This is a genomic window from Candidatus Halocynthiibacter alkanivorans, from assembly GCF_003333265.1.
In the GTDB taxonomy this organism is placed as follows: Bacteria; Pseudomonadota; Alphaproteobacteria; order Rhodobacterales; family Rhodobacteraceae; genus Halocyntiibacter_A; species Halocyntiibacter_A alkanivorans.
The window spans coordinates 1-22,997 of sequence record NZ_QOLB01000092.1; the positions used below are offsets into that span (position 1 = coordinate 1).

General features: G+C 54.6%; 23 protein-coding genes. 5 read left to right on the forward strand and 18 right to left on the reverse strand.

Going from position 1 to position 22,997, the window contains the following annotated elements; translation table 11 throughout:
- Nucleotides 1-333 precede the first annotated feature (333 nt).
- From DWA01_RS11260 to DWA01_RS11280, 5 genes are read right to left on the reverse strand one after another with little or no spacing between them, the layout of a single operon-like run.
- Entirely contained in the window at nt 334-903 is a 570-nt protein-coding gene (locus tag DWA01_RS11260; RefSeq protein WP_114285942.1) for a hemerythrin domain-containing protein, read from the reverse strand.
- 21 nt (nt 904-924) lie between these two features.
- Nucleotides 925-1,464 (reverse strand): antibiotic biosynthesis monooxygenase, encoded by a 540-nt coding sequence (locus tag DWA01_RS11265; RefSeq protein WP_114285943.1) that lies wholly within the window; start codon nt 1,462-1,464, stop codon nt 925-927.
- The gene (locus DWA01_RS11270; protein WP_114285944.1) at nt 1,461-2,396 is read right to left on the reverse strand and encodes a glutathione S-transferase family protein; all 936 of its coding nucleotides are present in this window, start codon (nt 2,394-2,396) and stop codon (nt 1,461-1,463) included. The genes DWA01_RS11265 and DWA01_RS11270 overlap by 4 nt, the downstream gene beginning before the upstream one ends.
- Nucleotides 2,397-2,450: 54 nt before the next feature.
- On the reverse strand, nt 2,451-3,089 hold the full coding sequence (locus tag DWA01_RS11275; RefSeq protein WP_114285945.1) for an isochorismatase family protein: 639 nt from the start codon (nt 3,087-3,089) through the stop codon (nt 2,451-2,453).
- Entirely contained in the window at nt 3,062-3,811 is a 750-nt protein-coding gene (locus DWA01_RS11280; RefSeq protein ID WP_114285946.1) for a pirin family protein, read from the reverse strand. The genes DWA01_RS11275 and DWA01_RS11280 overlap by 28 nt, the downstream gene beginning before the upstream one ends.
- 25 nt (nt 3,812-3,836) lie before the next feature.
- On the opposite strand from DWA01_RS11280, the gene DWA01_RS11285 reads away from it, so the two are divergent.
- Together DWA01_RS11285 and rpsU are read left to right on the forward strand one after the other, a co-directional pair.
- Complete coding sequence (locus DWA01_RS11285; protein WP_136057722.1) at nt 3,837-4,805, forward strand: LysR family transcriptional regulator; 969 nt, start codon at nt 3,837-3,839, stop codon at nt 4,803-4,805.
- 474 nt (nt 4,806-5,279) lie between these two features.
- Nucleotides 5,280-5,480, forward strand: a complete 201-nt coding sequence (gene rpsU, locus DWA01_RS11290) for a 30S ribosomal protein S21 (protein WP_083101223.1) — start codon at nt 5,280-5,282, stop codon at nt 5,478-5,480.
- A gap of 519 nt (nt 5,481-5,999) precedes the next feature.
- On the opposite strand, the gene DWA01_RS11295 is transcribed toward rpsU, so the two are convergent.
- From DWA01_RS11295 to DWA01_RS11345, 11 genes are all read right to left on the reverse strand, one after another.
- Nucleotides 6,000-8,474 carry an AMP-binding protein gene (locus tag DWA01_RS11295; RefSeq protein ID WP_136057723.1) on the reverse strand — a complete coding sequence of 825 codons (2,475 nt, stop codon included), beginning with the start codon at nt 8,472-8,474 and terminating at the stop codon, nt 6,000-6,002.
- A 69-nt stretch (nt 8,475-8,543) separates the two neighbouring features.
- Nucleotides 8,544-9,014 (reverse strand): lyase family protein, encoded by a 471-nt coding sequence (locus tag DWA01_RS11300; RefSeq protein ID WP_114285949.1) that lies wholly within the window; start codon nt 9,012-9,014, stop codon nt 8,544-8,546.
- Nucleotides 9,015-9,032: 18 nt separating this feature from the next.
- The gene (locus DWA01_RS11305) at nt 9,033-9,362 is read right to left on the reverse strand and encodes a hypothetical protein (RefSeq protein WP_114285950.1); all 330 of its coding nucleotides are present in this window, start codon (nt 9,360-9,362) and stop codon (nt 9,033-9,035) included.
- A 10-nt stretch (nt 9,363-9,372) separates the two neighbouring features.
- Entirely contained in the window at nt 9,373-10,068 is a 696-nt protein-coding gene (locus tag DWA01_RS11310) for an orotate phosphoribosyltransferase (protein ID WP_114285951.1), read from the reverse strand.
- Complete coding sequence (pyrC, locus tag DWA01_RS11315) at nt 10,065-11,147, reverse strand: dihydroorotase (RefSeq protein ID WP_200832559.1); 1,083 nt, start codon at nt 11,145-11,147, stop codon at nt 10,065-10,067. The genes DWA01_RS11310 and pyrC overlap by 4 nt, the downstream gene beginning before the upstream one ends.
- Nucleotides 11,137-12,426 (reverse strand): Zn-dependent hydrolase, encoded by a 1,290-nt coding sequence (locus DWA01_RS11320; RefSeq protein WP_200832560.1) that lies wholly within the window; start codon nt 12,424-12,426, stop codon nt 11,137-11,139. The genes pyrC and DWA01_RS11320 overlap by 11 nt, the downstream gene beginning before the upstream one ends.
- Complete coding sequence (locus tag DWA01_RS11325; RefSeq protein ID WP_114285953.1) at nt 12,423-13,367, reverse strand: dihydroorotate dehydrogenase; 945 nt, start codon at nt 13,365-13,367, stop codon at nt 12,423-12,425. Before DWA01_RS11325 ends, DWA01_RS11320 begins: the two co-directional genes overlap by 4 nt.
- The gene (locus tag DWA01_RS11330) at nt 13,361-14,203 is read right to left on the reverse strand and encodes a dihydroorotate dehydrogenase electron transfer subunit (RefSeq protein ID WP_114285954.1); all 843 of its coding nucleotides are present in this window, start codon (nt 14,201-14,203) and stop codon (nt 13,361-13,363) included. The genes DWA01_RS11325 and DWA01_RS11330 overlap by 7 nt, the downstream gene beginning before the upstream one ends.
- 13 nt (nt 14,204-14,216) lie before the next feature.
- Complete coding sequence (locus DWA01_RS11335) at nt 14,217-15,497, reverse strand: TRAP transporter large permease (RefSeq protein ID WP_114285955.1); 1,281 nt, start codon at nt 15,495-15,497, stop codon at nt 14,217-14,219.
- Nucleotides 15,497-16,006 carry a TRAP transporter small permease gene (locus DWA01_RS11340; RefSeq protein ID WP_114285967.1) on the reverse strand — a complete coding sequence of 170 codons (510 nt, stop codon included), beginning with the start codon at nt 16,004-16,006 and terminating at the stop codon, nt 15,497-15,499. Before DWA01_RS11340 ends, DWA01_RS11335 begins: the two co-directional genes overlap by 1 nt.
- Nucleotides 16,007-16,100: 94 nt before the next feature.
- Nucleotides 16,101-17,114 (reverse strand): TRAP transporter substrate-binding protein, encoded by a 1,014-nt coding sequence (locus DWA01_RS11345; RefSeq protein ID WP_114285956.1) that lies wholly within the window; start codon nt 17,112-17,114, stop codon nt 16,101-16,103.
- 155 nt (nt 17,115-17,269) lie between these two features.
- Here DWA01_RS11345 and DWA01_RS11350 point away from each other — a divergent pair, with 155 nt between their 5' ends.
- The 3 genes from DWA01_RS11350 (at nt 17,270) to DWA01_RS11355 (ending at nt 20,081) form a co-directional block, all read left to right on the forward strand.
- The gene (locus DWA01_RS11350) at nt 17,270-18,154 is read left to right on the forward strand and encodes a helix-turn-helix domain-containing protein (protein ID WP_114285957.1); all 885 of its coding nucleotides are present in this window, start codon (nt 17,270-17,272) and stop codon (nt 18,152-18,154) included.
- Between the two features lie 617 nt (nt 18,155-18,771).
- Nucleotides 18,772-18,921, forward strand: coding sequence for a hypothetical protein (locus DWA01_RS23115; protein WP_160116022.1), 150 nt, complete (start codon nt 18,772-18,774; stop codon nt 18,919-18,921).
- 485 nt (nt 18,922-19,406) lie between these two features.
- Nucleotides 19,407-20,081 carry a methyl-accepting chemotaxis protein gene (locus DWA01_RS11355; RefSeq protein WP_114285958.1) on the forward strand — a complete coding sequence of 225 codons (675 nt, stop codon included), beginning with the start codon at nt 19,407-19,409 and terminating at the stop codon, nt 20,079-20,081.
- 212 nt (nt 20,082-20,293) lie between these two features.
- Here the strand turns inward: DWA01_RS11355 and DWA01_RS11360 are convergent, their stop codons facing one another.
- On the reverse strand, nt 20,294-21,769 hold the full coding sequence (locus tag DWA01_RS11360) for a mannitol dehydrogenase family protein (RefSeq protein WP_114285959.1): 1,476 nt from the start codon (nt 21,767-21,769) through the stop codon (nt 20,294-20,296).
- The gene (gene uxuA / locus DWA01_RS11365) at nt 21,766-22,980 is read right to left on the reverse strand and encodes a mannonate dehydratase (protein WP_114285960.1); all 1,215 of its coding nucleotides are present in this window, start codon (nt 22,978-22,980) and stop codon (nt 21,766-21,768) included. The genes DWA01_RS11360 and uxuA overlap by 4 nt, the downstream gene beginning before the upstream one ends.
- Between the last annotated feature and the right edge of the window lie 17 nt (nt 22,981-22,997).

Sequence of the window (22,997 nt, forward strand, 5' to 3'; positions counted from 1 at the left end):
GGAGCGAGCGTAATCCCAATGAGGCCACGACCCGCGTGTCGATCAACAGGCCGGATACATATGAGCGACTTCCGAGAACATGTGAAAAATCATTTGCGAACAGTAGCCGGTACATACAAAAGGGCCGTTCTTGACTGTGATGGCAGAGGGAATTGATCCGATTGCTGCACCAGGCACAAGTCGACGAGAAGGGCGGATTGCCGACTTTCGCTGCGCGTCGCACCAATGCCTGCTGTGCGGACAAACCTGTCGTTCGAGCAGTCGCGTTGAAGGTCTGCTTAGGGAAACCAGCAAGCAAGCGACGTTGCAATCTCCATTGGGGTAAGAATTGGCTTAACCATGCCGCAGGAATATCGGAATGATGACCTCTTCTTCATCCCAGATATGGCGATTGAGGATTTTCTCAAGCGCCAGGCCTCCTTTGTGCAACGCAGCCAGGCTGTCACGTGTGACCGTTGCGCGGTTAAGTGCATTCAGGGCCATTTGCGTTTCATCTAGCGCTGCATCCAATACTTTATGATCTCCATCCAAAAGAGCGAAGCCGCGGTTCAGTTTTGGATACATCCGCGCGAATTGCGGAAAGTATCCGTGATCTTCGATTTCGTGATGATGATGGGCAAACCCGATGAGGTTATGGCTAAAGGGCAGGAACTTCATTCTCGCTACAGCTTCGCCGACATCGCTGCCAGGAACGTCAAGAAGTTGCTCGATCCCACGCGATAACTTGGCTGAACCATCTAGAAGATCACGGTGAATTTTCATGAAAAACTTCGCCTTGCCACCAAACCGAGGATGCTTTCGCCATTCTGAGCGCGTGCTTTCCAATAACGTCTTTTGAACAGATTCAGGGAGTTTTTTCCGCTTTTTCACGTGATTTTCTTGCCGGTTATAGTCAAGGCGCATCGAAATATCTTTCTGAAGGTTTTATGCCTCAAGCCATGGGCGGAGCACTTTTTCGAGCCATGGCATGATTGGCCAAGTTAAGAGAGCAGACAACACTATTACAATTACGAGGACCTGTATCGGTTGTGGCAATCCACCAATTATCGGAGCGCTCAGGCCCATCAAGAGCATCAACATCGGATAAACCGCAACAACACTCATAGCCACGCGCTTCCAGACTGGCGGAAGCTTGGGGGCCAAGCCCTGCGCATGATCAACCCACATCCCCAAACCGGTGGCTTCCACAATTTGCGCGGTGCCACCGGTCACGGTTTTTATTTCAGCAAGCTTTCTTTCAATGGCTGTATCTTGTTGCCATTGCGTTGCAGCGGCCTGATCCGACCACCGCGACAACACGGTATATTCGACCTGATGCGGGCGATTGTGGCGCACGATATCAACGGACAGAAAGCCTTGTTGTGCCTGGAACAATTGATGCAGTTCTTCGACCAGTGCTTCGTAGCGGGATTTCTCTGCCAGAGGCACATGGTCGGTCACCGCAAGTGTAACAGGGTCGCTCATAGCACGAGTTCCGGTCCAACCGGGACAATACCGCTTGGGTTTACACCACGCAGGCTGGCCCAATAGTGGGTCTTAATCTGATCAAATTTCACAGTGTCAGCGACATTCGCATGTTCGTAGAGCTTTTTTCGCAAAGCTGAGAGATTCGGATAATCTGCGATCCGCCGAATGTTGCATTTGAACAAAGCGACATAGACCTGATCAAACCGGATGAGGGTTGTGAAGAGGCGCAAATCAGCCTCTGTCAATTGTCCGCCAACCAGATATCCGCTGTTGTCCAGTCGCGCTTCGACGGTGTCGAGGGCTGAGAACAGATCGCCAACAGCCTCTTCATAAGCGGCTTGTGTTCCGGCAAAACCACAGCGGTACACACCGTTGTTGATCTTTTGATAGACGAGATCATTCACGACATCGATTTCTGCCAGCAGGGCCTTTGGTGCAAAATCAGCATTGTTGCCCGCCACACCTACAAAGGCAGAGTTCAACATCCGCGTAATCTCGGCAGACTCGTTGCTGACAATGGTGTTTAACTTTTTGTCCCAAAGCACTGGCACACTAACGCGGCCCGTATAGTTGGGGTCGGCCAAGGCGTAGATTTCATGCAAGTAGTTTTTGCCCGACAAATGGTCTGGAAACGCGCCATCGGCACCGGTGAACTCCCAACCGTCTTCATTGACGATGGGGTTTACAGCAGAGACAGAAATTGTATCTTCCAGGCCCTTCAGGCTGCGCATGATCAAAGTCCGGTGAGCCCACGGGCAGGCATAACTGACGAAGAGATGATAGCGGCCAACTTCGGGCGCAAATTTTGCTCCGGGTTCTTGTGAAATCCAGTCGCGGAAGTCGGTTTCCTGACGGTGATAATGTCCGTCCTCGGACGCCAGGATATCGCCTTCGCGCGTCCATACGCCGTCAATCAATCTGCCTGCCATCGTATCGTCTCCTAATTTGGTACCCCGGCGGCAGGGCCACCGGGGATAACGCCGTTATTCAGCAGCTTGTGGCTTTGGCTGTTGCGAAAGGTAACTCTCATAAACCAGGCCATAGGCCGTGTGTCCGCCCAGCACGCCGCCAAGCGGGTAACCTTGCTCAGAGCGCCAGTCATTCATGACCTCGGCCAGAACTGACGCCCAGGTCGTGACCTTTACGCCTGCCTGGTTCATCCGCAGCATGGCCGCGTCGCGGGTCACTTCATCCCAGGTTCCAGAGGCATCAATGACCGCATAGACGTCGTAGCCCTCTGCAACTGCGGAGAGTGCCGGGAACAGTAGACAGACATCGGTGACGATCCCCGCCATGATGATCTTTTTGCGGCCCGTCGCTTCGATGGCCGCTTTGAATTCGGGTGAATTCCAGGCGTTGATTTCGCCCGCACGGTTTATAACTTCATTGCCAAGTACATTGGTGATATCGGAAGAAACCGGGCCATTGGGACCTTCGGGCATGGACGCTGTTACAACCGATGGAATGCCTGCGGTTTTTGCCATGTTGGTCAGACCGTTGATGTTCTTGCGCAGGGTTTCGGGCAGGATGTCGCGAACACTGGCCAGCAGGCCGGTTTGGTGATCGATCATTGCCAGAACTGCGTTATCCGGGCTCAGGAATTCTGCAGATTTGTCAGACATGGGGGGGCCTTTCTTGGCGGGTTGGACCGCAACGCAAGCGTGCCGATAAGTATGAGTTGAACGTCTGTTGTGGCTTTGAATATGCCATCGGTGCCTCTGATCAGTTTCACGCCAGTCAGAACCGTGCCGTCAAGCTGCCCGTCACCCTTGGCGACATAAGCCAAATACGGAGCGGTCAGTTCAACGCTTTGGTCTGCTGTGAGCATGGCAACGTCAATCGTGGTCTGAGCGGCGAACGATTGGGTGTCTTCGGTCGTGCCGCCATAGATTCGGGTTGTCTCGCCCCACGCGAGGCTGAACTTCTTGCAACCCGCTGGCGCGCCTTTCACTTCCGGCAAAACCCAAAGTTGCAGCATCCGGTTTTCCTTATCGTCCGGATTTACCTCGTTATGCCTGAACCCTTCACCACCTGCGCGTTGGACTTGCGCGTCATTGGTGTTGAGCCATCCGCCATGTTCCAGTGAGCCTTGATGGGCGATACGGCCCTCAACCATGACCGAGATCACATCGATCTCTTTATGGGGATGCATGGTCGTTACGCCTTTTGGGGCGAACTGTGCATCAGCCAAATAGGCAAAGTTGCCGATGCCATCCCAGGCATCCGGGTTGGCGCGATCACCCCAGAGCTTCTTGCCGGTCACCAGACGATGCTCTTTCAATCCGGGGAAGCCGCCTTTGGTGAGTGCATCGCGGTGCAGAATTTCCAGATTTTGTTGGGCCATATCGTTTCCAATCAAGCATGTTGCCTTGCTTGATGAGAATATGCGACTGTTCCTTAAATGGATCAATCATGCAGTATATCAAAACAGAGTTCTAAATATGGAACACAGAGACCTCAACGATCTGGCGATATTTGCCGCCATCGCACAAGCAGGCAGCATCACTGGCGCTGCAGACAAGATGCGACTGCCTAAGTCAAACGTAAGTCGCCGACTGGCGCGGCTAGAAGATAGGCTGGGTGTTCAGTTGATGGAACGCAACACGCGCAGCGGCAAACTTACGTCGATTGGTGTGTGCTATGCAGACTGTTGTCGGTTGATGGTTGAGGAGGCGAATGCGGCAGACGCCATCGTCGATACGAGCCTGGCAGAGCCTTCGGGAGAATTGCGGGTTTCGGCCTCGGTGCTGGTTGGACAACAGATCATGGCACCCGCAATCGCCGCATATGCTGAGCAATATCCGAAAGTTCAGGTGATCCTGGAGCTAACAAATGCACGCGCCAATCTTATCGAGGATGGCTTTGACCTCGCATTCCGCATTGGTGAAAATCAGGATTCAACGATGATGTCTCAAGCGATAGGGACATTTCCGCTTAGCCTCTATGCCAGTCCAGAATACCTGCGCAGAAAAGACGCGCCTAAGTCTCCCAGGGACCTGAAGGAACACCGCTGCCTGATTATGGGCAGTGGTATCAGAACCTCGCGCTGGAAACTGAAGCGTGGCGCAGAATTGGTAGAGTTCAAGGCTCCAGGCGCTGTGATCGTCAATGACTTCCTGACACTTCGAAACTTAGCCGTCTCAGGCGGAGGAATCGCGATGCTGCCCAAGTATGCAGTACACACAGAGTGCAGGTCTGACTGGCTCTCTGCAGTTTTGCCGGATTGGAGTGGCTCCAGCGCGACCCTTTCCGCAATTTACCCAAGCCGTCGGGGCGCGACCGCCAAAAAACGGGCGTTCATCGAGCACGTTAGAGACATTGCGGATAGTTTGAGGTGAACATAAGGGATTAGCCGCAAAGCGGGCATTAGTTGCATTGCGGAAAACGGTCAAATTGGGCTCAGCCCAGCCGTTCGCTGCAGGCTGTTCGAAGGTTCGGTTATGGTCGAGGGGACGTGGTCGGATTGCTGCACTAGATACGTTTCGGCGCGAAGCGAGAAAAGCGGAAGTTCGTTGCATTCGCGAACCTGGTCGGCGCGAACCACACAAGCGGACATTCAACAGGCGGCCACAGCGTATTTCCCTTCTGCACTGCGACGATTAGCATAGAACCCAATATGACCAACGCTGAATTGAGCACCAAGGTGTGCGAAGTATATGGTGCAGCCATTCGCGCAATGCTATGTCCCAGCGAATAGGTGGCGCTGCTCCATTTCGCATCACAGCAGACTCGACAAAGCAATATCACCTTGATAGCGGGCAGGGTTCCTGCAAGTCATTGCAAATTTATCGTAGAAAGGTGGTGAAAACCACATGCAAGTTAGTGTTCGTGACAACAATGTCGATCAAGCCCTTCGGGCTTTGAAGAAAAAGCTGCAGCGCGAAGGCGTGTTCCGTGAAATGAAGCTCAAGCAACATTTCGAGAAACCGTCCGAGAAAAAAGCGCGCAACAAAGCTGAAGCGATCCGTCGTGCCCGTAAATTGGCGCGTAAGAAATTGGAGCGCGAAGGATGACGTAAATCATTCTGTTGTTTTGACAAAATTCGGAACCCCCGTAACCAATTGGCGGCGGGGGTTTTGGTTTGGCCGCCGAACCTTAACCGCGATTCCCCAAGTGAAAAGGCCCGCTAGCAAAACAAGACCATGCAAGGCGTTTCAGTTGCGCTTCGCACTACTTACGATAGATGGAGCGGCCTGGAGCGTTGGTGAATATACCGTGTTGCATGAGTTCGAGACCGTGGAGGTGAGGCAGGGATGAACAGATGGGCAGCAACAATTTGGGCGCGCCGGAAGACTGCGAAGTGTTTATCCACAACCTTCGAGCGGAGTGCCGCATCCGACAGGAGCGGCGGAGAGCGGTCCTTCACTGCAACTTGAACGAACGTCTGCAGCGCAGGACAAAGCAGTCGTCCACCACTCAGTCGGAAGTGACAAGCCCGGCCCATTCTGACAAAATTCTGCGGCGGCAGCATTGATCACTACTGGCTCGAAGGCTCCGCCCTGGCGTGCGAATGGCCCCGGCGGCTCCGAGTTCTACTGATCAGCAAATTGTTCTCGTGTTTCACTTTCTGTAGTAAGCCATCTGGTCATCCGATCAGCCATTTGCATAGCGTTTGCGTTGCGTATCATGGATGCGTGATCCCCCGGGTGCCTGAAAACATCCAGCCTTTCCCCAAACATTTCCTGCCATTTTTGAAGCGCCGGCAGTGGGAATTCATCACCGTAAAACAGAGCAAACCGTTCCAAATTCAACGGCAGCGGTTCAAACAACTGATCCCCCGGAAAGGCGTGTTCGTTGCCCAGTGTGGGCGGTCTTTTCATGTAAGTTTTCAGCGTTCTTACGCCATAGCTGGCGCGTCTCCTAAACCAGCTCCGGTCAAATGTAGTATATGGATCAATCAGGATCAGGCTGGTTTTTGTTTCAGGTGAAAGTCGGGCGATTTCCAGCGCAACCGCAGCGCCATAGCTATAGCCCAACAATACACGCTCTTTTGCGTTGGGCAGGTGCTTGATGGCTTCCCTGGCCTTTTCTTCAATTGAAAATGCGCGGGACCTGCCTGTGTAATCGGCGGTCAAACCCACAACACCGGTGCCATTGCCAAAAGACTGCGCCAGTTCAAAATAGTCCGACACACTGCCGTCATAGACATGGATTGCATATATTGGCGGCTGCTTCTGGCCTGGCCTGAGGCTCCGCAACCGCCTGCCGGTTCCCACTCTGGACGCATCGCACAACGCGCGGAGTGTTGCGCCAGAGAGGATCAGCGCGTCGAGGGTTAACCGCTTGCCGGACAGCTCTTCAAAATCAAGAAGCATCTCCATCGCCTGCAGAGAATCCCCGCCGACATCAAAAAAATTGTCTTCCGCCCCGAACCTTGCATGGCCCAAAACGCGCTGCCAAATTTCTGCTAACTGTTCTTCTTGCCGGGAATTCGCCGCAGCCACGACCGGGGCACCGACCTGTCTTCGTAAGCGCAATTCGTTTCTGCGGATTTTTCCTGACGCGGTTTTGGGCAAGGCGTCCGTTCGCACAAAATACTGTGGAATCATGTAATTCGGCAGTCTCTTGCCCAGGTGCGCCTGAAGTTCACTTTCCGAAGCGCTACCGACATAGTAACAACACAACCTTGGAATATTTCGCTCGCATTCGGACACGACCACGGCGCATTCTGAAATTCCGGAGTGCTGCTGCAGCTCCATTTCCACGTCCGCTGGCTGCACATTAAACCCGCGGATCTTAAGCTGTTCATCTTTGCGACCGATGCAGTGCAAGTCACCGTTTTCGTCGATATACCCCATGTCCCCGGTTGAAAATGAGCGTGCGCCGTCGTGTTCATTCTGAAAGGACAAATTCGTACGGGCCGGATCACCAACATAGCGTGATGGCAACAATATCGAACGAATTACAAATTCCCCGATTTCACCGGGGCGAACGTCCCGACCATTGGGACCTTTCAAAAAGAGACTTCCGGGGTGAACTGGTTTTCCTATTGGAAGGGAGCGAGCAGGCAATCTGTCGCCATTTTTATGGCGATAGCTGGTGACCCACACCATTTCCATTGAGGCATAGCAATTTAGCACTACGGTTCCGGCAAGCGTTCTGTCCTCGAACGTTCTCACGTCGCTTTGGCTGAGGGACTCACCTGACAAAACCAGTAGCCTCAGGTGTGGAAATTTTCCTTGCCCATGTGACATCAGTCTGAACAGGGCTGGATATGTCGGAAGAACCGAAATTTCGTCCTTGTTAAGCCAGTCAAACAGCTGCGCGGCGCCCTGCGTTGAAGCGTCAACACATGAAAGTGTTGCGCCAGCGGAAAGTGAGGCAAGCACTGATTCAAGCCAAAAGACACCGGTATGACCCACGATATCCTCTGATGTCAGCCGGTACTCATCGCGGTGGACCCAGCTGTAGTGTTCGGTCGCTTCGCGTGTGTGTGGAATGATTTTGGGCCGACCCGTGGAGCCCGAACTACAGTGTAGCAAAGCGACATTGTGTTGGTTGCTTTCAGGCCACTTTACCAGGCGTTTTTGAGGGTATTGTTTCGCAAGCGGAGGCAAGTCAATGCACTGGATTGTTGAATCCTGAGTGCCAAAGGGAAGATCCGAAAGACAAATTTTCACCCCCGCCAACGCGAACAAATCGGCACACAATGGTTGTGGGAATTTTTGGTTGACCGGAAGGAAACCCAGGCCAGCTTTTGCACACGCAAGGAATGCCACGACCAGCGAAATGCCGTTGGTACCTGTGTAAGCGACAGGATGATCTGAAACTGCCCCTCGGCTCAGCAGTTTCAACGCTACCGCATCACTCCACATTTCAAGCTGTGCAAAAGAAAGCTGTCTGTCGCCATCAATTATGGCAGTTTTTTCGGGCTGCGCAGCTGTCCGCCGTGCGATTTCCGCTATTATCTTATGCAATCCGTCTGCTTCCCCGCCGCCACAATTTGGTTTTTTCAGAACATTGAATGTTACCGGAGCAAATGGCATCTGAACAACGAAAAATTGCACGGTCAATATTCGCGGAAGGTGCCTGCCAATCAATTTTTCAGGCTTCAGATACTGTGTGTGCGGGACCGGTCACACATTTTTTTCAATCACTGACCCGTTTGAATGCCGAATGTGGCGAAGCATTACATGCCATAAGTAAAACCAACCGCTGCTGTCGATTGCTTTGCAAGGTGTCAGTTGCATACGCCAAAGCTGGTTCGCGTAAACCCTGCACAGTAGTAATTCTTTGGCCGCGCAGTGCACGGTCAATTCCCCTCCCATATCCACGACAAAGGTATCGTGATACTGGCCGTCAATCAGGTCCTGACAGGCTGCTGCAATCCAGTCTGCGCGTTCCTGATCGATGCTGCCAAGTTCGGCATTTGCCTTCGCAGCTGCGCGCTTCACCATTGCAAGAGCGCGAATGAAATCGGGGAGATGGTTTAGTTTGACCCCGGTAATCGGGAAGTTTTCAACCGCGCGTACAGTGTGCACGCCGAAATAAGCATTTTTCGGCACGTTCATGGCGCCAATGGAATCGAATTCCAAACGGGTTTTCATGATACTTTCGCCGCTTTGTCAGGTGAATTGTGCGCCGCGTTTGGCCAATTCCGACGCGATGCGATTCAGCACGGTCAGCATCTTGCCTGGATCGCCGTCTCCGAAGGCGTCTTCCAGCAGCGCCGCATTGCCGGCAAAACGTTCAAAAACAGCGTTGCTCTGAATTGTGGTCGTTGCCATGCGTTCGTTGAATTCAACGAAATCCTCAGCCATAGCAGCCAGAAGAAAATAAGAGACAGCAAGATCAGGCGAGGACATTGCAAGTTCCCGTGCCCTGTCAGCGCACTTTCGATACGCATGGATACCTTTGCCGTTTTTTTCGAGTGTTTTGACAAGTTCTGTGAACATAGTTTTCTCCTTAAAAAGAAAGCGAAGTGGCTCCGCCATTGTCGCCGGACCATTTGAGCGGTTCGTTTAGAAAACGTTCAACCTCAGCCAGCGTCGCCGGATCAAAATAGTTGGCTTCTTTGCTGACCTGCAGAATATCGCGCCATGTGGCCAGCGCGTGCAGCGTCAGATTGTGTTCCTTGAGCATTGAGCGCGTCTCTGGGAAAATATCGTAAAAAAAGATCATGATCGTGTGATCTACACGGGCACCGGCGCGACGCAACGCCTCGCAAAACTTGATTTTGCTACCGCCGTCGGTGGTCAGATCTTCTACCAGCAGCACACGCTGGCCATCCTCAATGACGCCTTCAATCTGTGCGTCGCGCGCGTAACCTTTGGGTTTCTTACGCACATATTGCATCGGCAACCCGAGATCGGCAGCGAGCCACGCAGCAAAAGGAATGCCCGCCGTTTCGCCCCCCGCCACCGCGTCGAATTGCTCGAACCCCACTTCGCGCAACAGGACAGAGACGGCAAAACTCATCATTGCCTCGCGCACACGGGGGTAAGAAATGACTTTCCGGCAATCGATATAAACGGGGCTCGCCAGTCCCGAGGTGAACATGAACGGCTGATCGGGTTGGAAATGGACGGCGTTGATCTCCAACAACATCTTTGCTGTCATATGCGCGATAACTTCGCGGCTGGGAAAATCATGTGTCTTCATGACGTCGCTTCCTTTTGCAGAGTGGCTGGACGCTTGTGTCTGTCGAGATCCCAGAAAACCGGGAAACCAGGGTCGAATACCATGATCTCGTCGGGTCCTGCTGATATCCGGTTTGGCCAAATCTGCGGCCTGGTTCTTTTGACAAGACGGATCTTCGCGGAATTTGGTGCAATTCCGTAGAAAGCGGCGCCATTCAGCGACGTAAACGTTTCAAGTTGACCGAGCTTGCCTTCTTGCTCGAAGACCGTTGCCAGAATGGGCATCGTGTTGATCGAGGTGAACATCCCGGCACAACCGCAAGGCGACTCTTTCGCAAATATCGGATGCGGCGCGGAATCGGTGCCCAGAAAGAACCGGGGGTCAGCTGAAACCGCGGCCGCGCGCAACGCCAGACGGTGTTTTTCGCGCTTCAGGACCGGCAAACAGTAGTAGTGCGGCCGAATACCCCCCGCGAGGATGGCGTTCCGGTTCAGGATCAGGTGATGCGTGGTCAGCGTCGCCACCAGCCCGCGATCAGCAGATTTTACATAGTCGACGCCATTCTTCGTTGTCACATGTTCCATGACCACGCGCAATTCGGGTAAAGCGCGGCGAACCGGATCGAGCACCCGGTCGATAAACACGGCCTCCCGGTCGAAGATGTCGATTTCCGGGTCTGTCACTTCGCCGTGAACCAACAATGGCATCCCGATCTCAGCCATTTTTTCGAGAACCGGCATGACTTTCTTGATATCCCGCACACCGCCTTCGGAATTGGTCGTTGCACCCGCCGGGTACAGTTTGACCGCCTTGACCGCGCCCGAAGCAAATCCGCGCGCTATCTCTTCCGGGTTGGTTGCCTCGGTCAGATAAAGCGTCATCATAGGGGTGAAATCGTCCGTGGCCGGCACGACAGCCATCACCCGGTCGCGATAGGCCAGGGCAGCATTCACTGTCGTTACCGGTGGAACAAGGTTCGGCATAATGATTGCCCGACCGAAATCGCGGCTGGAATATGATGCTACGGCTGCCAGTATGTCGCCGTCCCTCAAATGCAGGTGCATGTCGTCCGGGCGGGTGAGGATCAGTTCATTCTTCACGGTCTTGTTCTCCCATGAGATGCTCGTAAATGATCGATGTGCCCACAAGGAAATCGTCGATTTCCATCGCTTCATCCGGATTGTGGGACCCGTTGCGGTTTCGCACGAACACCATCGCGCTGGGAACGCCCGCATTGGCGAAAACCGCTGCATCGTGCCCGCCGCCGGAGGCCATCACCATTGGCTCCAGCCCGAGGCGTTCCATTGCTGTTTTAAGCCCGGTTACGACCGTCTCGCTCATCAGGGCCGGTGCGGTGACATTGACGCCATCGAGTTCGAATTCGACTTTCCTATCACGCGAAATCTGCGCCATTTCATCGGTCAGCATCTGCCGCATCCCATCCAGCGTTTCCTGGCTTTGGCTGCGGATATCGAGGCTGAAGTCGACGTGATCGGGGATCCGGGACAACGCGTTCTTTTCGGCGTCGGTATGAACGACGCCCGAGGTCATCACCAGATCGCCGCCTTTTTGCAGGATGGACAGCCAGGCTTCGTCCAGACGACTGAGGAGATCGGCCATGGCCAGCACGGGATCCTTGCGAAAAGCGCGTGGAACGGCACCGGAGTGGCCCGGCTCGCCAATGCAGTTAATGGCATTGTGACGGAAATTTCCGCGGATGCCTGAGACCACGGCGGCGGGCAGGTCTTTTCCGATCAACAGCGGACCTTGCTCAATGTGCAACTCGATATATTCGAGGATATCGTCGGTATTCACCAGTGGCTTGCCAGCGCGGACCGACGCCATATCGATACCGACGCTTTTCATATGATCGTCCAGGCTGCGCCCATCTCCCTTGTGCAGCGAATTCCGCTCGGCTTCACCAAGCACGCCCATCAGCGCTTTGGAGGCGATGTAGCAGGGCCCGAACCAGGCACTTTCCTCGCCCCGCATAGCGATCACCTTCACCGGCCGGGCAAAACACGCACCGCGCGTCCGGGCCCGGACAAGGCAAATGAGACCGGCAACAACACCGGCAAGGCCATCGAAATTGCCACCCATTGGAACGCTGTCGACATGGCTGCCAACCAGAACGAACTTTTCGGCTTGGGCGTCTTCGGGCAGGGACATGACCAGGTTCTGTCCCGCATCATAGGATGTCGCCAGCCCCGCCTGCACCGCAACATCTTCGAGATAGTGCAGCGTTGCTGTTTCGGTCACGGAAAAGGCGGGGCGACTGACTCCGGCCTTGTCCTGGCTCATCTTTGCAATCGCGGCAAAAACCTCCTCCGCCCGACGGTGTTCCACCGCATCGCCCGAGATCGTTGCAGCCTGTGTCACGGCGCAGCCTCCATGAAGACGACGGAGTCTGCGGCGTCGTTATCACGCACAGTGCCGATCAGTTCACGGACATTGCTGATATTCTGGGATTCGAGAAATCGCTCCAAATTGCTGATAAGCGTCACCATTGTCGTCGGGTTGATGAAGGTCGCTGTGCCAACCTGAACGGCGGTGGCACCCGCGATAAGATATTCGACAACGTCTTCAACCGTCGATATTCCGCCGCAACCGATGACCGGAATGTCCACTGCCTTTGCGCATTGATAGGCCATGCGCAAAGCAATCGGTTTGAGCGACGGCCCCGACAGCCCGCCCATCAGGTTGCCGAGTTTGGGCTTGCGAGAATGGATGTCGATGGCCATTGACAGGAGTGTGTTCGACACCACCAGGGCATCTGCACCTGCGTCCTGCGCAGCCTGGGCGACTTCGGTGGTCTCGCCGGTATTCGGCGTCAGCTTGGCCCACAGCGGAAGATCGGATACCGCCCGCAATTTGGTCATCACTTTGTGGGTAGAGGATGGCCGCATGGCGAAGGCTTTGCCGTCCTCTTCGATATTCGGGCACGAGATATTCACCTCGATCACATCGACGCCCGGCACCGAAATTTCTTCGCAGATCCGTGCGAAATCATCAATATTGTGTGCCGAGATACTGACGATCAGCGGCACATCATATGCCTTATAGAACGGGATCACGTTCTGAATGAAATGATCGATCCCTTTCGACGGGATGCCAATGGAGTTCAGCATCGAGCCGCGCACTTCGCATACCCGTGGCGTCGGGTTGCCGCCGCGCTTTTCCCGGGTAACCGTCTTGGTGACATGCGCTCCAAGAACGCTCAGGTCGATGACATCGGCGAGATCTTCGGAGAAGGTGCCGGATGCCGGCATGATCGGGTTTCTGAGGGTCAGCGCTCCGATTTTCGTCGTTAGATTTACCATCCCATGGCCTCCTGAATATCAAACACCGGGCCTTCGCGGCAGACACGTTCGTGAGTGATTTTTCCGCTGCGACGGAAGGAGCGGACGCAGCATTGGCACATGCCGACGCCGCAGGCCATCTGCTGTTCCAGCGCAATTTCACCGGGAATGCCGTATTCGGCGCCGACGTCCTGAAGCAACTTCAGCATACGGTTGGAACCGCAGGTATAAAGCGCGTCCACCTCGCCATTGGCGATCTTGGTCCTGATGATTGACGCGACATTTTCCAGGTCCGAGGTTCCCTCGGTGTCTGTCACCGTAATCACCTCGGCGCCCATCTCTGTGAAAAGGTCGATGGACATCAGGACGTCCGGGTTGCGGGCAGAGCAGATGGCGGTCAGCTTACGACCCAGCCGGCGGGCTTCATGTGCAAGTGGGGCAAGGGTCGCAAGACCAACCCCACGGGCGAGAAGCAGAATGTTGTTCCAATCGTCCCGGATGGTGTACCCGACACCGAGCGGACCAAGCACGTTAAGTGTGTCACCCTCATTCAACTCTGCCAGGGCCTGCGTGCCTTCACCGGTTACTTTGTAGAGAAAGTGCAGTTCGCCCTTTTCCGGAAAGTAACCGTAGATGCTCATCGGACGACGCAAATAAGGTTGGTGTTTCGACGTTACCGGGCAGAGCAGGTGAAAGAACTGGCCTGGCTGGCAGTCAAGAATTTTCTGCGGGGCATCGAGGATAAGCTGACGGTATTCACCATTTACTTCCCTGTTGCTTTTGACCCGGGTTTCAGCTTCGAAAGCTCTCCCGTTCGCCGAAGTTCCTGCTTCGGCGTTACGTTGTTTAAGTTCCATTGGATTCCCTTTCTTAACCGAAGATGAGTTTCGGAATAAAAGTTGAGATTTCCGGTACATAGGTCACAATCAACAGCACGATGATGTTGACGGCGACGAAGGGCCAGACTCCCTTGATGATGTCGAGGACAGGTTTACCAAGCGTCGAAGAGGCCACAAAGATATCCAGTCCGAATGGGGGCGTGATCATGCCCAGACTGATGTTCAGCGTAACGATCATCCCAAAATGCACCGGATCGATACCAAGTGCGGTTGCCACCGGATAGAGAGGCGGCACAAGGATCAGCAGCGCCGAGTTCGGATCAATGAACATACCCGCGATCAGGAAACAGACATTGACGACCAGCAGGAAGGTGATCGGACCCGCATCGATTGCTGCCAGAAAGTCGCTGATCTGCGTTGGAACCTGCGCAAGGGTCACGAAAAATGAGATAAGTCCGCCCATGGCCAGGAGTATGAAGATGACAGACGTCGTAATCGCGCTTTGCTCGGTGATGCGGAACAGATCCCGGAAGCTGAAGTTACGATAGATCACCATCTCGACAATAATCGCGTAGACAACGCTGACAGCCGCGGCTTCCGTCGGAGTGATGAGGCCAGAATAGATCCCGCCGAGAATGATTCCGGGCATCCCCAGGGCCCAGGCCGCAGCCCTGATCGCCTGCAGACGTTCTCCCCATGTCGACCGCTGGCCCGGTTCGATCCCTTTGCGGCGGGCTTCGATGATCACCATCAAAGCAAATGCCAGACCAAGGAAGACGCCAACGGCAAGTCCGCCGGCAAAGAGCCGCGCGATCGAGGTGCCGGTCATCCATCCGTAGATGATGAATGTAATCGAGGGTGGAATGAGCAAGGCGGTTTCGGCGCTCGCCACCAGCAAGCCAAGGCTGAATTTCTGGCTAAACCCGGATTTGCGCATCTCCGGATAGACCATCTTGCCCATCGCAGCCACTGTCGCCGGTGCCGATCCTGAGACCGAGCCAAAGGCCATCGACCCGCCGATCACTGTATGTCCCATACCTCCGCGGGTATGGCCGATCAGAGCGCGCACCAGCCCCGTCAGGCTCTTTGCGATTTGCCCCGATCCCATAAGATGGGCTGCAAAGATGAAGAACGGAATGGCCAACAGTGTCGTATGGTCGATACCGCCAAAGATTTTCTGAACAACCGCAGGGTCCGGTATGCTGCCATAAAAAACCTCTTTGGTCGCCAGCGCCGGAAGGCCCAGCACCAGAAACATCTCAAAACCAGAGAGGAGCAGAACAACGGCGAGCAGGATAATAAGAATAAACATCAGTGAGTCTCCGCTTCAGCTTCTTCCGATACGGAGAAACGATCGATAACGCCGAAAAAGCTGAGCGCGAACCGCAAGGCCAGGAGGCCAAAACCCATGACCGGCGCCAGGTAAACCCATCCCATCGGGATATCGAGAGTCGGACTGCGTTGCCCGGTCATCAGAACAAAATTGACAAGGCTGTAGCCGAGCACAACCAGGTAGAGAGAGAAAGCACAGCCCACGGCGTCAATGAACTTAAGAAGGCCATTGCGCAGCCTCTCCGGAAGCCTGTCACGCAAAGTGTCAATACCCACATGCCGCCCGCGTTCGAGAGCCAGGCCAAGCGCAATGAACACCAGGAAAACGTTCATGAGGCGCACAGCTTCCTCGATCCATGCGAAGCGGCTGGCGAAGGTTCCGCCGATCTCTCTTGCGACAACACCCCAAAAGAACAAGGCAACCATTGTCAGAAAGACCGAGACCAAAAATGTTCGCTCAACGAACCGGAGATAATTCAGAAGTTTCATGCTTTCCACCATTTGTGGCACCAAGTGCTGACCACTTACGTCTCTTTTCTGGTCAGGCCCGCGGAACGGATCTGACTCAAATTTTACGACAGGCTTAGTTGCCCGAATAGAGGTCCATCAGGCCCCTGCCAGCGTCGCCAGCACGTTCGACATATGCGGCTACTGACGGCTCGAACATCAAATCGCGGAACGCTGCGCGTTCCTCTTGTGAGGCCACACGAATGTTGATGTCGCTTTGGGAAATGACATCAAAGGCTGCCTGAACCGCTTCAGCTTTGTGCTCCATCAAACCGGGAACAACTTCGGCAAAGGCTTGGGTAATCACGTCCCGATATTCTTGAGGGAGGCTATTCCACCAAGCCGGGTTGAACAGAGCGACATCTTCCATGGCGCCGTGCTCTGAGATCACAAGATAGTCCTGCACCTCGAAAAACTTCATGCGCTGAATGGTATCAAGCGGGTTTTCCTGGCCGTCGACAACGCCGGTTTGCAGCGAGGTATAAAGCTCGCCAAAAGACAATGCGATTGCCGAAGCGCCAAGCGCGTTGAATTGCTCGATCAGAATCCTTGAATCCATCACGCGGAATTTCTGATCCTCAAATGCAGAGATGTCATCCAGAGACTTGTTCGAAGTAAAATTTTTCTTCCCGTTCGGCCACCAGGCAACGCCAACAACACCTCTGGCGGAGAAAGAGTCCAGCAAAGCCTTGCCGAAAGGGCCCTCACGAAGGGCCTGGGCCTCGGCATTGTCCGCTGGCATCAGGTAGGGGATATCCAGCACGGAAACGGTCGGATTGAAACCACCCAGAAATGCAGCCGGAGAAACCGTTGCCTGAATAGTACCCAGTTGGACACCTTCGGTCATCTGGCGCTGATTTCCGAGTTGACCCTGTGGGAAAATCTGAAATTCAACACTACCGCCAGTCCGTTCCGAAACAAGAGCGGCAACCCTTTCCAGATAAATATGGCGGCTCTGCTGTGGCGACTCGAGGTGTCCGACCCGCGCCACGAATTCCTGAGCCATCGCGGGGACAGCCCCGAGTATAAATGCGCCGACGGATAGCGCGAGAACAGTTCGTCTCCAAAGTGGATTTGCAGTTTCAGTCATGGTGTCCTCCCATTGATGATGCTGAATTTTAGCCCGCTGCAGTATCACTGTCAAGAAAAGTCTCACTTTTGAGACGGGGCGGCGAGGCAATCTAAAAATTGCGATTAGGGCCGTTTGTTGATAGAGTGTCTCAAATCAACGGGATCGAAGCAGGCATGTCTACACAATACCAAACAATTCTTCTGGTTGGCGAGCGCTTGCGCTCTTATCGAATCGGCAAGGGGCTGACCCCCGACGAAGTCGCGGAGAAAACGGGGATCTCGAGAGCGGCAATCTACCGTTACGAATCCGGTAAGCCCATCAAGTCCGATGTGCTTGGAAAGATCGCGGACCTGCTGGAAGTTTCGCTTACTTCACTCTTTGGTGTTGGCTCAGAATACACCGATTCTGCGCTGACCTTTTTTGAACGTATGAAGCAGATCGAGGCTTCGGCAGAGCAAATCAGCGTGATGTTCGGCCCAATCTCATACTTGCTTACAACGGACAAGTTTGATGCCATCCTCGGGAAAGTGCTGCGCGAAAGCGTGCCCGATAGTGCCGTGGACCGCCGCAGCCTGGAGCCAGAGATTCATCAGATTCTGACTACGCTCCTTGAAAGAAAAGCCAACTTCACCAAACGCCGCCCCAACATCGTTAGCTTGGTATCGAGTGCGGAACTTGAGCAATTTGCGCACAATGGGTTTGTGGGCCGGCAGGGTATAACAGGTGCAACACTTAATGAACGGCGCGCGATCGCCAAGCACGAAATCAAGAACATCATCAATCTATTGAGGGAACAGCCGATGGGTGTTCAGATTGGAGTTGTTGAAGACGCTACACCCGGGGCGAGCTTTCAGATCTTTCGAAGCGGGGTGCACGCGCAAGTTGCTGTCAGCCCGTTTCGGCTTGGAACTTATCCGAACGTGCGCATTGGTGTGGCGACCATTACATCGTCTCAAGAATCGGTCCATCTGCACCAGAAAGTGACAGAGCAGCTGTGGAAGAACAGTCTGAAAGGGGCGAAGGCCATTGAGAGGCTCGAGAGAATTCTAAAGGGCTGAGCGTTGCAATTACCTAATCATGCCTGTTTTCAAATCTATACCAGCTTTTGATCCGGTAATTGTCACGTCAAATCCCTTTGCACAGGGATCGATGTCAGAGGTTTTGAGTCTGGAAATGTCCACTTCTGGGAAGCAAATTCAATACGACGCACCTGCGACGAAGGGAATGCTCCAATTTCTGCACTACATTTCGACGCGAAGGGCGGTGAGCTGCCACTCGCTGCGAGGTCAGCAAAGGTCAGCTGAGCGGATAAAGCTGTCGTTCATTGAATGCCTCCTCAGCGTAATATCTGGTTGAAAATGTTCGGCAACCCATCGCTTAAATGGGGTGCCAACTCTCGCCTGGAAGCCTTCGATCATCACTCCATCTTTGCTCAAAGATTAAAGTGTTGAGCCCACCGCGGATTGCCGACGTTCTTCGGTCAGTTCGTCGCCTCGGTGCAGCTTTCGAATCGCGGACATTCGCCCGGAACGCAGCGTTTTTTTAGCTTAGTTGTCGGCCCGCGGGCTTTTGTGCCCCCTCAACTCCGGCCAAACACCAAATCCAAGTTCAAATTGGCGGTATCAATCCAGCCACAAACCTTCTATGTCTGCCTGAAATCCGGAAAGGATACCCCATGCCTAAATCAAAAAAACCTAAGGCAAAACGCCCGGGTGCAAACCCTGTTCAGAAGCCCGCTTGGTATCAAGCGCTCAACAACACTGCTGGACAGCATGGTGAGCGGTCAACCAAGACAGGCAAGAAGGCACAAAACAAATCCGCATAAGCCAGCCGGCTGCGGGCTTTTAATAATTTGATGTGATTGCAATATTTGCACTCTGAGCCGCCATTCCCTCGGTGGCTATCAAGGACGGCCCACAGCTGCCGTCCACTTCACTGACCACCTGCGCAGTGCAGTATTCGCATTGCTGCCATTCGTCTTTGTTGCTGCATTTTCATCACGGAAATTGCTGCCGCGCCGGACAAAATCGGACCATGTCCTTCGGTGAAGTAAATACATGCGCCAGGTTGTGATCGCGCATGCCTGCCAAGTGAAGTTCTGCAAGAACGGTGCTGTTGCGAAGCGGCGCCGCAGGTTGTGGTGGCAGGCGTCTGCACCACAACCTCCATCTCATCCTGCGCTCTTGTTGAGAAGTGCGTTCACCCTCATGAAATATTGTTTACTTGCAACGCAATGTTAATCACTAACCTGAACAATGGCCCAAAAGTGAATTTACGAAACAACGTGATTGTTCGCGGCAGGGGGAATTTATGGACGACCAGGCACTTACAGTATTCAACAGCGTTTTCAGCTCCGGGAACGCCTTTATCTACCGCTGCGCCAATGACGATGTTTTCACAATGGAATTCATGGCCGGTCAGGTCGAACGCCTCTGCGGATATTCCATCGCCGACATCATCGGCAACCGCAGCGTGGCCTTTGGCGACCTGATGCATAAAGAAGACGCTGATCGCGTCTATGCCGAAGTCGATACCGCCATAAAAGAGGGGCGCAACTGGGATGTGGCCTATCGCTTTCGCCGCCGTGACGGATCTGATGCCTGGGTGCGTGAGCGAGGCAATGCGGTCTACAACGAACAGAAAGTAATGGTGTTTCTGGAAGGGCTGGTGGTGGATGCTTCGGCCGAGGTGAAGTTGCGCGATACATTGCAACGCACCTTGCAAGCCAGCGAAGATGCCAACACCGAGATCATCGAACTTGCCGAGAATATTCTGCGCTCAGTGCGGAAACTGTCGACCCTTTCGATAAACACCGGGATCGAGGCGGCCCGCGCAGGCGACGCCGGACGGGGGTTTGCCTATCTGGCACAAGAAATCAAAGAGCTTACCAATGAGAACGCCAAATGGGCCAACCGCATTTCCGACACGATGGCCGAGCGCGCGCGCTGTAAGGCCAGGCCCGCCGCCGATCAGAACGCTGCCTGAACGCCTTCATCAGCTAATTTCAGCTCCCTCACAAAAGTGGGGCACCCGGAATCGGTGAGCCAGGCGCCGCCCGCCGTGCTGGCGCTGGAGCGGCGCGCGCAATATAGGACGGGGCGAAGTTGTTGGGTATGGAATGGCTGCGGCAGTGCGTAGGATGCCCGTAGCGCTAAGGACTGACACTCCGAAGCGCCACGGTGTGGTCTGATAGCGGATCAGGCTGACAGGGATTCCTGGTGTACGGCTTCGCGCATGCCTTTCCCTGTTATAACAGACAGAATTGATGTCACCTGTGTTGTCCAGTTCCGGTCTGACAAAAGCTTTTTCGGAAACAATCCTTTCAGATTGAACAGGCGGTCAGCAAGTTTTTCCGGCACGGCGCAGTTGCGGAGTATCTCGGTAATTTCCTGTTGTTTTGGATCGCGCAGGGCGTAGGGCGTGCCCCCGTCAGTCCGGCCGGAACAGTACCGCATCCAGGCGGCTGTCGCGAAGGCATAGGGGCGCAGCGGCTGTCCCTGTCCCTGAGCCACCAGCGCTGGTTCAAATATGCGTTGCGGCAGTTTTTCGGTGCCATCCATGGCGATCTGATAGGTCTCATGGGCAATATTCGGGTTGCTGAATCTGCTGAGAATATCTGCAACATAACGCTCGATATTGATGCCTGGCAACGGGTCAAGGGTGGCAGCGGCGGCGAGGAGATGACGGCGGACAAGTGCCGCCATATCCGTGTCCGCCATCACATCACAGACCAGGCGGTGGCCAGATAAAAACCCTGCATATGCCAGCATGGAGTGGGTGCCGTTTAACATCCGCAATTTCATTTGCTCATAGGGCGCAACATCCTGGACAAATATAGCGCCACCGGCTTCCCAGGCGGGGCGTCCGGTCGGAAAATTGTCTTCAATAACCCATTGGCGGAAAGGTTCTGTTTCGATCGCCGCCTGGTCCTCGACACCGGTCAGCCGTGTTGCCTCCGCCAAAGTTGCCGGTGTCCTGGCCGGGGTAATCCGGTCCACCATCGAGCAGGGGAACGCCACATTGCGCGAAATCCAGTCGCCAAGACCGGGATCCTTCCGTGTGGCAAAATCGATGACCCCACCACGCAGCATTGCCCCGTTGTCCGGCAGGTTGTCACAAGAAAGCACCGTAAAGGGGGCCACATCATTTTTCCGGCGTGTGGCAAGCGCCGCTACAATCAGTCCCAATACACCGCCCGGGGCGTCCGGAGTGGCCAGGTCAGCGGCCACAGCAGGGTGGCTGGTATCGGCGCCGCCGGTTTTACGGTCTATCCCATAGCCCTTTTCGGTAACGGTCAGGCTGACAATGCGAATCGCAGGGTCGACAAGGGCGGCGATGACGCTTTTGTGGTCCCGGGACGCAGAAATGACCCTGGCGATACTGCCGACGATCCGCGCGGAGCCGGGCTCGTTCCCGCGTTCGATCACGGTAAAAAGGCCGTCTTGCGGGTTAAGTTCTTCTGCTGCTGTGTCGCTGCGCAGGCTGACGCCGAGGATGCGCCAGTCGCCGCCTTCAGCCGCCAGCGCATCGTCGGTATAGACTGCCTGATGGGCTTTGTGAAACGCACCCACCCCAATATGCACAATGCCCGGGGCGTGTTGTTGCGGCGTGTATCCGGGCGTTGCGACACCCGAACTAAGTTCCTGGCGGGTGTTCAGACGGGGCGTGTTCATAGCGCAGGCCTTCTGGAATGTGACAGCGCCGCGATAACGCCACGCAGTTCGGCAAGGCCTTTGAGCCGGCCAATTGCGGGGTAACCTGGTTGGGCGTGGCGGTTCAGATCATCGAGGATGTCCTGGCCGTGGTCGGGGCGGAAGGGGATAGAACTGTCGCTTCTGCCGGATTTGCGCCGGCGGGCCTCTTCCTTCAGCACCGCATCAACCAGCGCCACCATATCTGTATCGCCACCCAGGTGCTCTGCCTCATGGAATGACCCTCGTATGTCAGGGCTTTCGCGGGTGACGTTGCGCAGGTGAAGGAAATGCACTCTGTCGCCGAGCCGGTCCATCATGCCAGGAAGATCGTTGTCAGGTCTTGCCCCGAGAGAACCTGAACACAGGGTAATTCCGTTTGCTGGCAGATCGACGGCCCTCAGTACTGAGCGGTACTGCGCTTCGGTGGACATGATGCGTGGCAAACCGAGCAGGGGAAAGGGCGGATCGTCGGGATGGCAGCACAGGCGCATGCCCAGATCCTGGGCAAAAGGCGCGACCTGTTCCAGAAAAGAGATCAGATTTTCACGTAACATATCTTCCGAGATATTGGCGTATTCGGCCAGATTCTGGCGGACATCTTCCAGCGAAAATGTCTCTGCAGCGCCAGGCAGGCCATAGACAACATTGCGCGCCAGCAGCTGTTTGTGCGTCTCGCTCATGTCAGAGAAACGTTTGTCAGCAGCGCTGGCCACGTTTTCAGAATAGTCAGAGGACGCGCCCGGTCGCTGCAGAATATGCAGGTCGAAGGCGACAAAATCAGTCAGGTCAAACCGCATGCAGGTTGCCCCGCCGGGCAGTGGAAACGCGATATCGGTCCGCGTCCAGTCCAGCACGGGCATGAAATTGTAGCAGACAGTTTTGATGCCGGCCGACGCAAGATTACTCAGACTTGCTTTGTAATTTTCAATATGGCTCCGCCAGTTTCCGGTCTGCTTTTTGATGTCTTCTGAGACAGGCAGGCTTTCGACCACTTCCCAGGCAAGACCAGAAGCTGCTCCGTCACTCATCATCGCGATTTGTGACTGTCGTTTGGCTATCTCTTCAGAGGTCCAGGTATCGCCTGATGGCACATGATGCAGTGCCGAGACCACGCCTTCGACTCCGGCTTGCAGCATGTCGTTTACAGAGACCTGATCTTTCGGACCGAACCAGCGCCAAGTTTGCCTCATTGTATTCTCCTTCGTCT

Bases quoted from the DNA above. Each gene is read 5' to 3' on its own strand.
- DWA01_RS11340 (WP_114285967.1), bottom strand. From the start codon at position 16,006: ATGAAACTTCTGAATTATCTCCGGTTCGTTGAGCGAACATTTTTGGTC.
- DWA01_RS11355 (WP_114285958.1), top strand. From the start codon at position 19,407: ATGGACGACCAGGCACTTACAGTATTCAACAGCGTTTTCAGCTCCGGG.
- DWA01_RS11300 (WP_114285949.1), bottom strand. From the start codon at position 9,014: ATGAAAACCCGTTTGGAATTCGATTCCATTGGCGCCATGAACGTGCCG.
- DWA01_RS11335 (WP_114285955.1), bottom strand. From the start codon at position 15,497: ATGTTTATTCTTATTATCCTGCTCGCCGTTGTTCTGCTCCTCTCTGGT.
- DWA01_RS11360 (WP_114285959.1), bottom strand. From the start codon at position 21,769: ATGAACACGCCCCGTCTGAACACCCGCCAGGAACTTAGTTCGGGTGTC.
- DWA01_RS23115 (WP_160116022.1), top strand. From the start codon at position 18,772: ATGCCTAAATCAAAAAAACCTAAGGCAAAACGCCCGGGTGCAAACCCT.
- DWA01_RS11305 (WP_114285950.1), bottom strand. From the start codon at position 9,362: ATGTTCACAGAACTTGTCAAAACACTCGAAAAAAACGGCAAAGGTATC.
- DWA01_RS11260 (WP_114285942.1), bottom strand. From the start codon at position 903: ATGCGCCTTGACTATAACCGGCAAGAAAATCACGTGAAAAAGCGGAAA.
- DWA01_RS11325 (WP_114285953.1), bottom strand. From the start codon at position 13,367: ATGGTAAATCTAACGACGAAAATCGGAGCGCTGACCCTCAGAAACCCG.
- rpsU (WP_083101223.1), top strand. From the start codon at position 5,280: ATGCAAGTTAGTGTTCGTGACAACAATGTCGATCAAGCCCTTCGGGCT.
- DWA01_RS11310 (WP_114285951.1), bottom strand. From the start codon at position 10,068: ATGAAGACACATGATTTTCCCAGCCGCGAAGTTATCGCGCATATGACA.
- DWA01_RS11275 (WP_114285945.1), bottom strand. From the start codon at position 3,089: ATGTCTGACAAATCTGCAGAATTCCTGAGCCCGGATAACGCAGTTCTG.
- DWA01_RS11265 (WP_114285943.1), bottom strand. From the start codon at position 1,464: ATGAGCGACCCTGTTACACTTGCGGTGACCGACCATGTGCCTCTGGCA.
- DWA01_RS11350 (WP_114285957.1), top strand. From the start codon at position 17,270: ATGTCTACACAATACCAAACAATTCTTCTGGTTGGCGAGCGCTTGCGC.
- DWA01_RS11280 (WP_114285946.1), bottom strand. From the start codon at position 3,811: ATGGCCCAACAAAATCTGGAAATTCTGCACCGCGATGCACTCACCAAA.
- DWA01_RS11330 (WP_114285954.1), bottom strand. From the start codon at position 14,203: ATGGAACTTAAACAACGTAACGCCGAAGCAGGAACTTCGGCGAACGGG.
- DWA01_RS11270 (WP_114285944.1), bottom strand. From the start codon at position 2,396: ATGGCAGGCAGATTGATTGACGGCGTATGGACGCGCGAAGGCGATATC.
- uxuA (WP_114285960.1), bottom strand. From the start codon at position 22,980: ATGAGGCAAACTTGGCGCTGGTTCGGTCCGAAAGATCAGGTCTCTGTA.
- DWA01_RS11345 (WP_114285956.1), bottom strand. From the start codon at position 17,114: ATGACTGAAACTGCAAATCCACTTTGGAGACGAACTGTTCTCGCGCTA.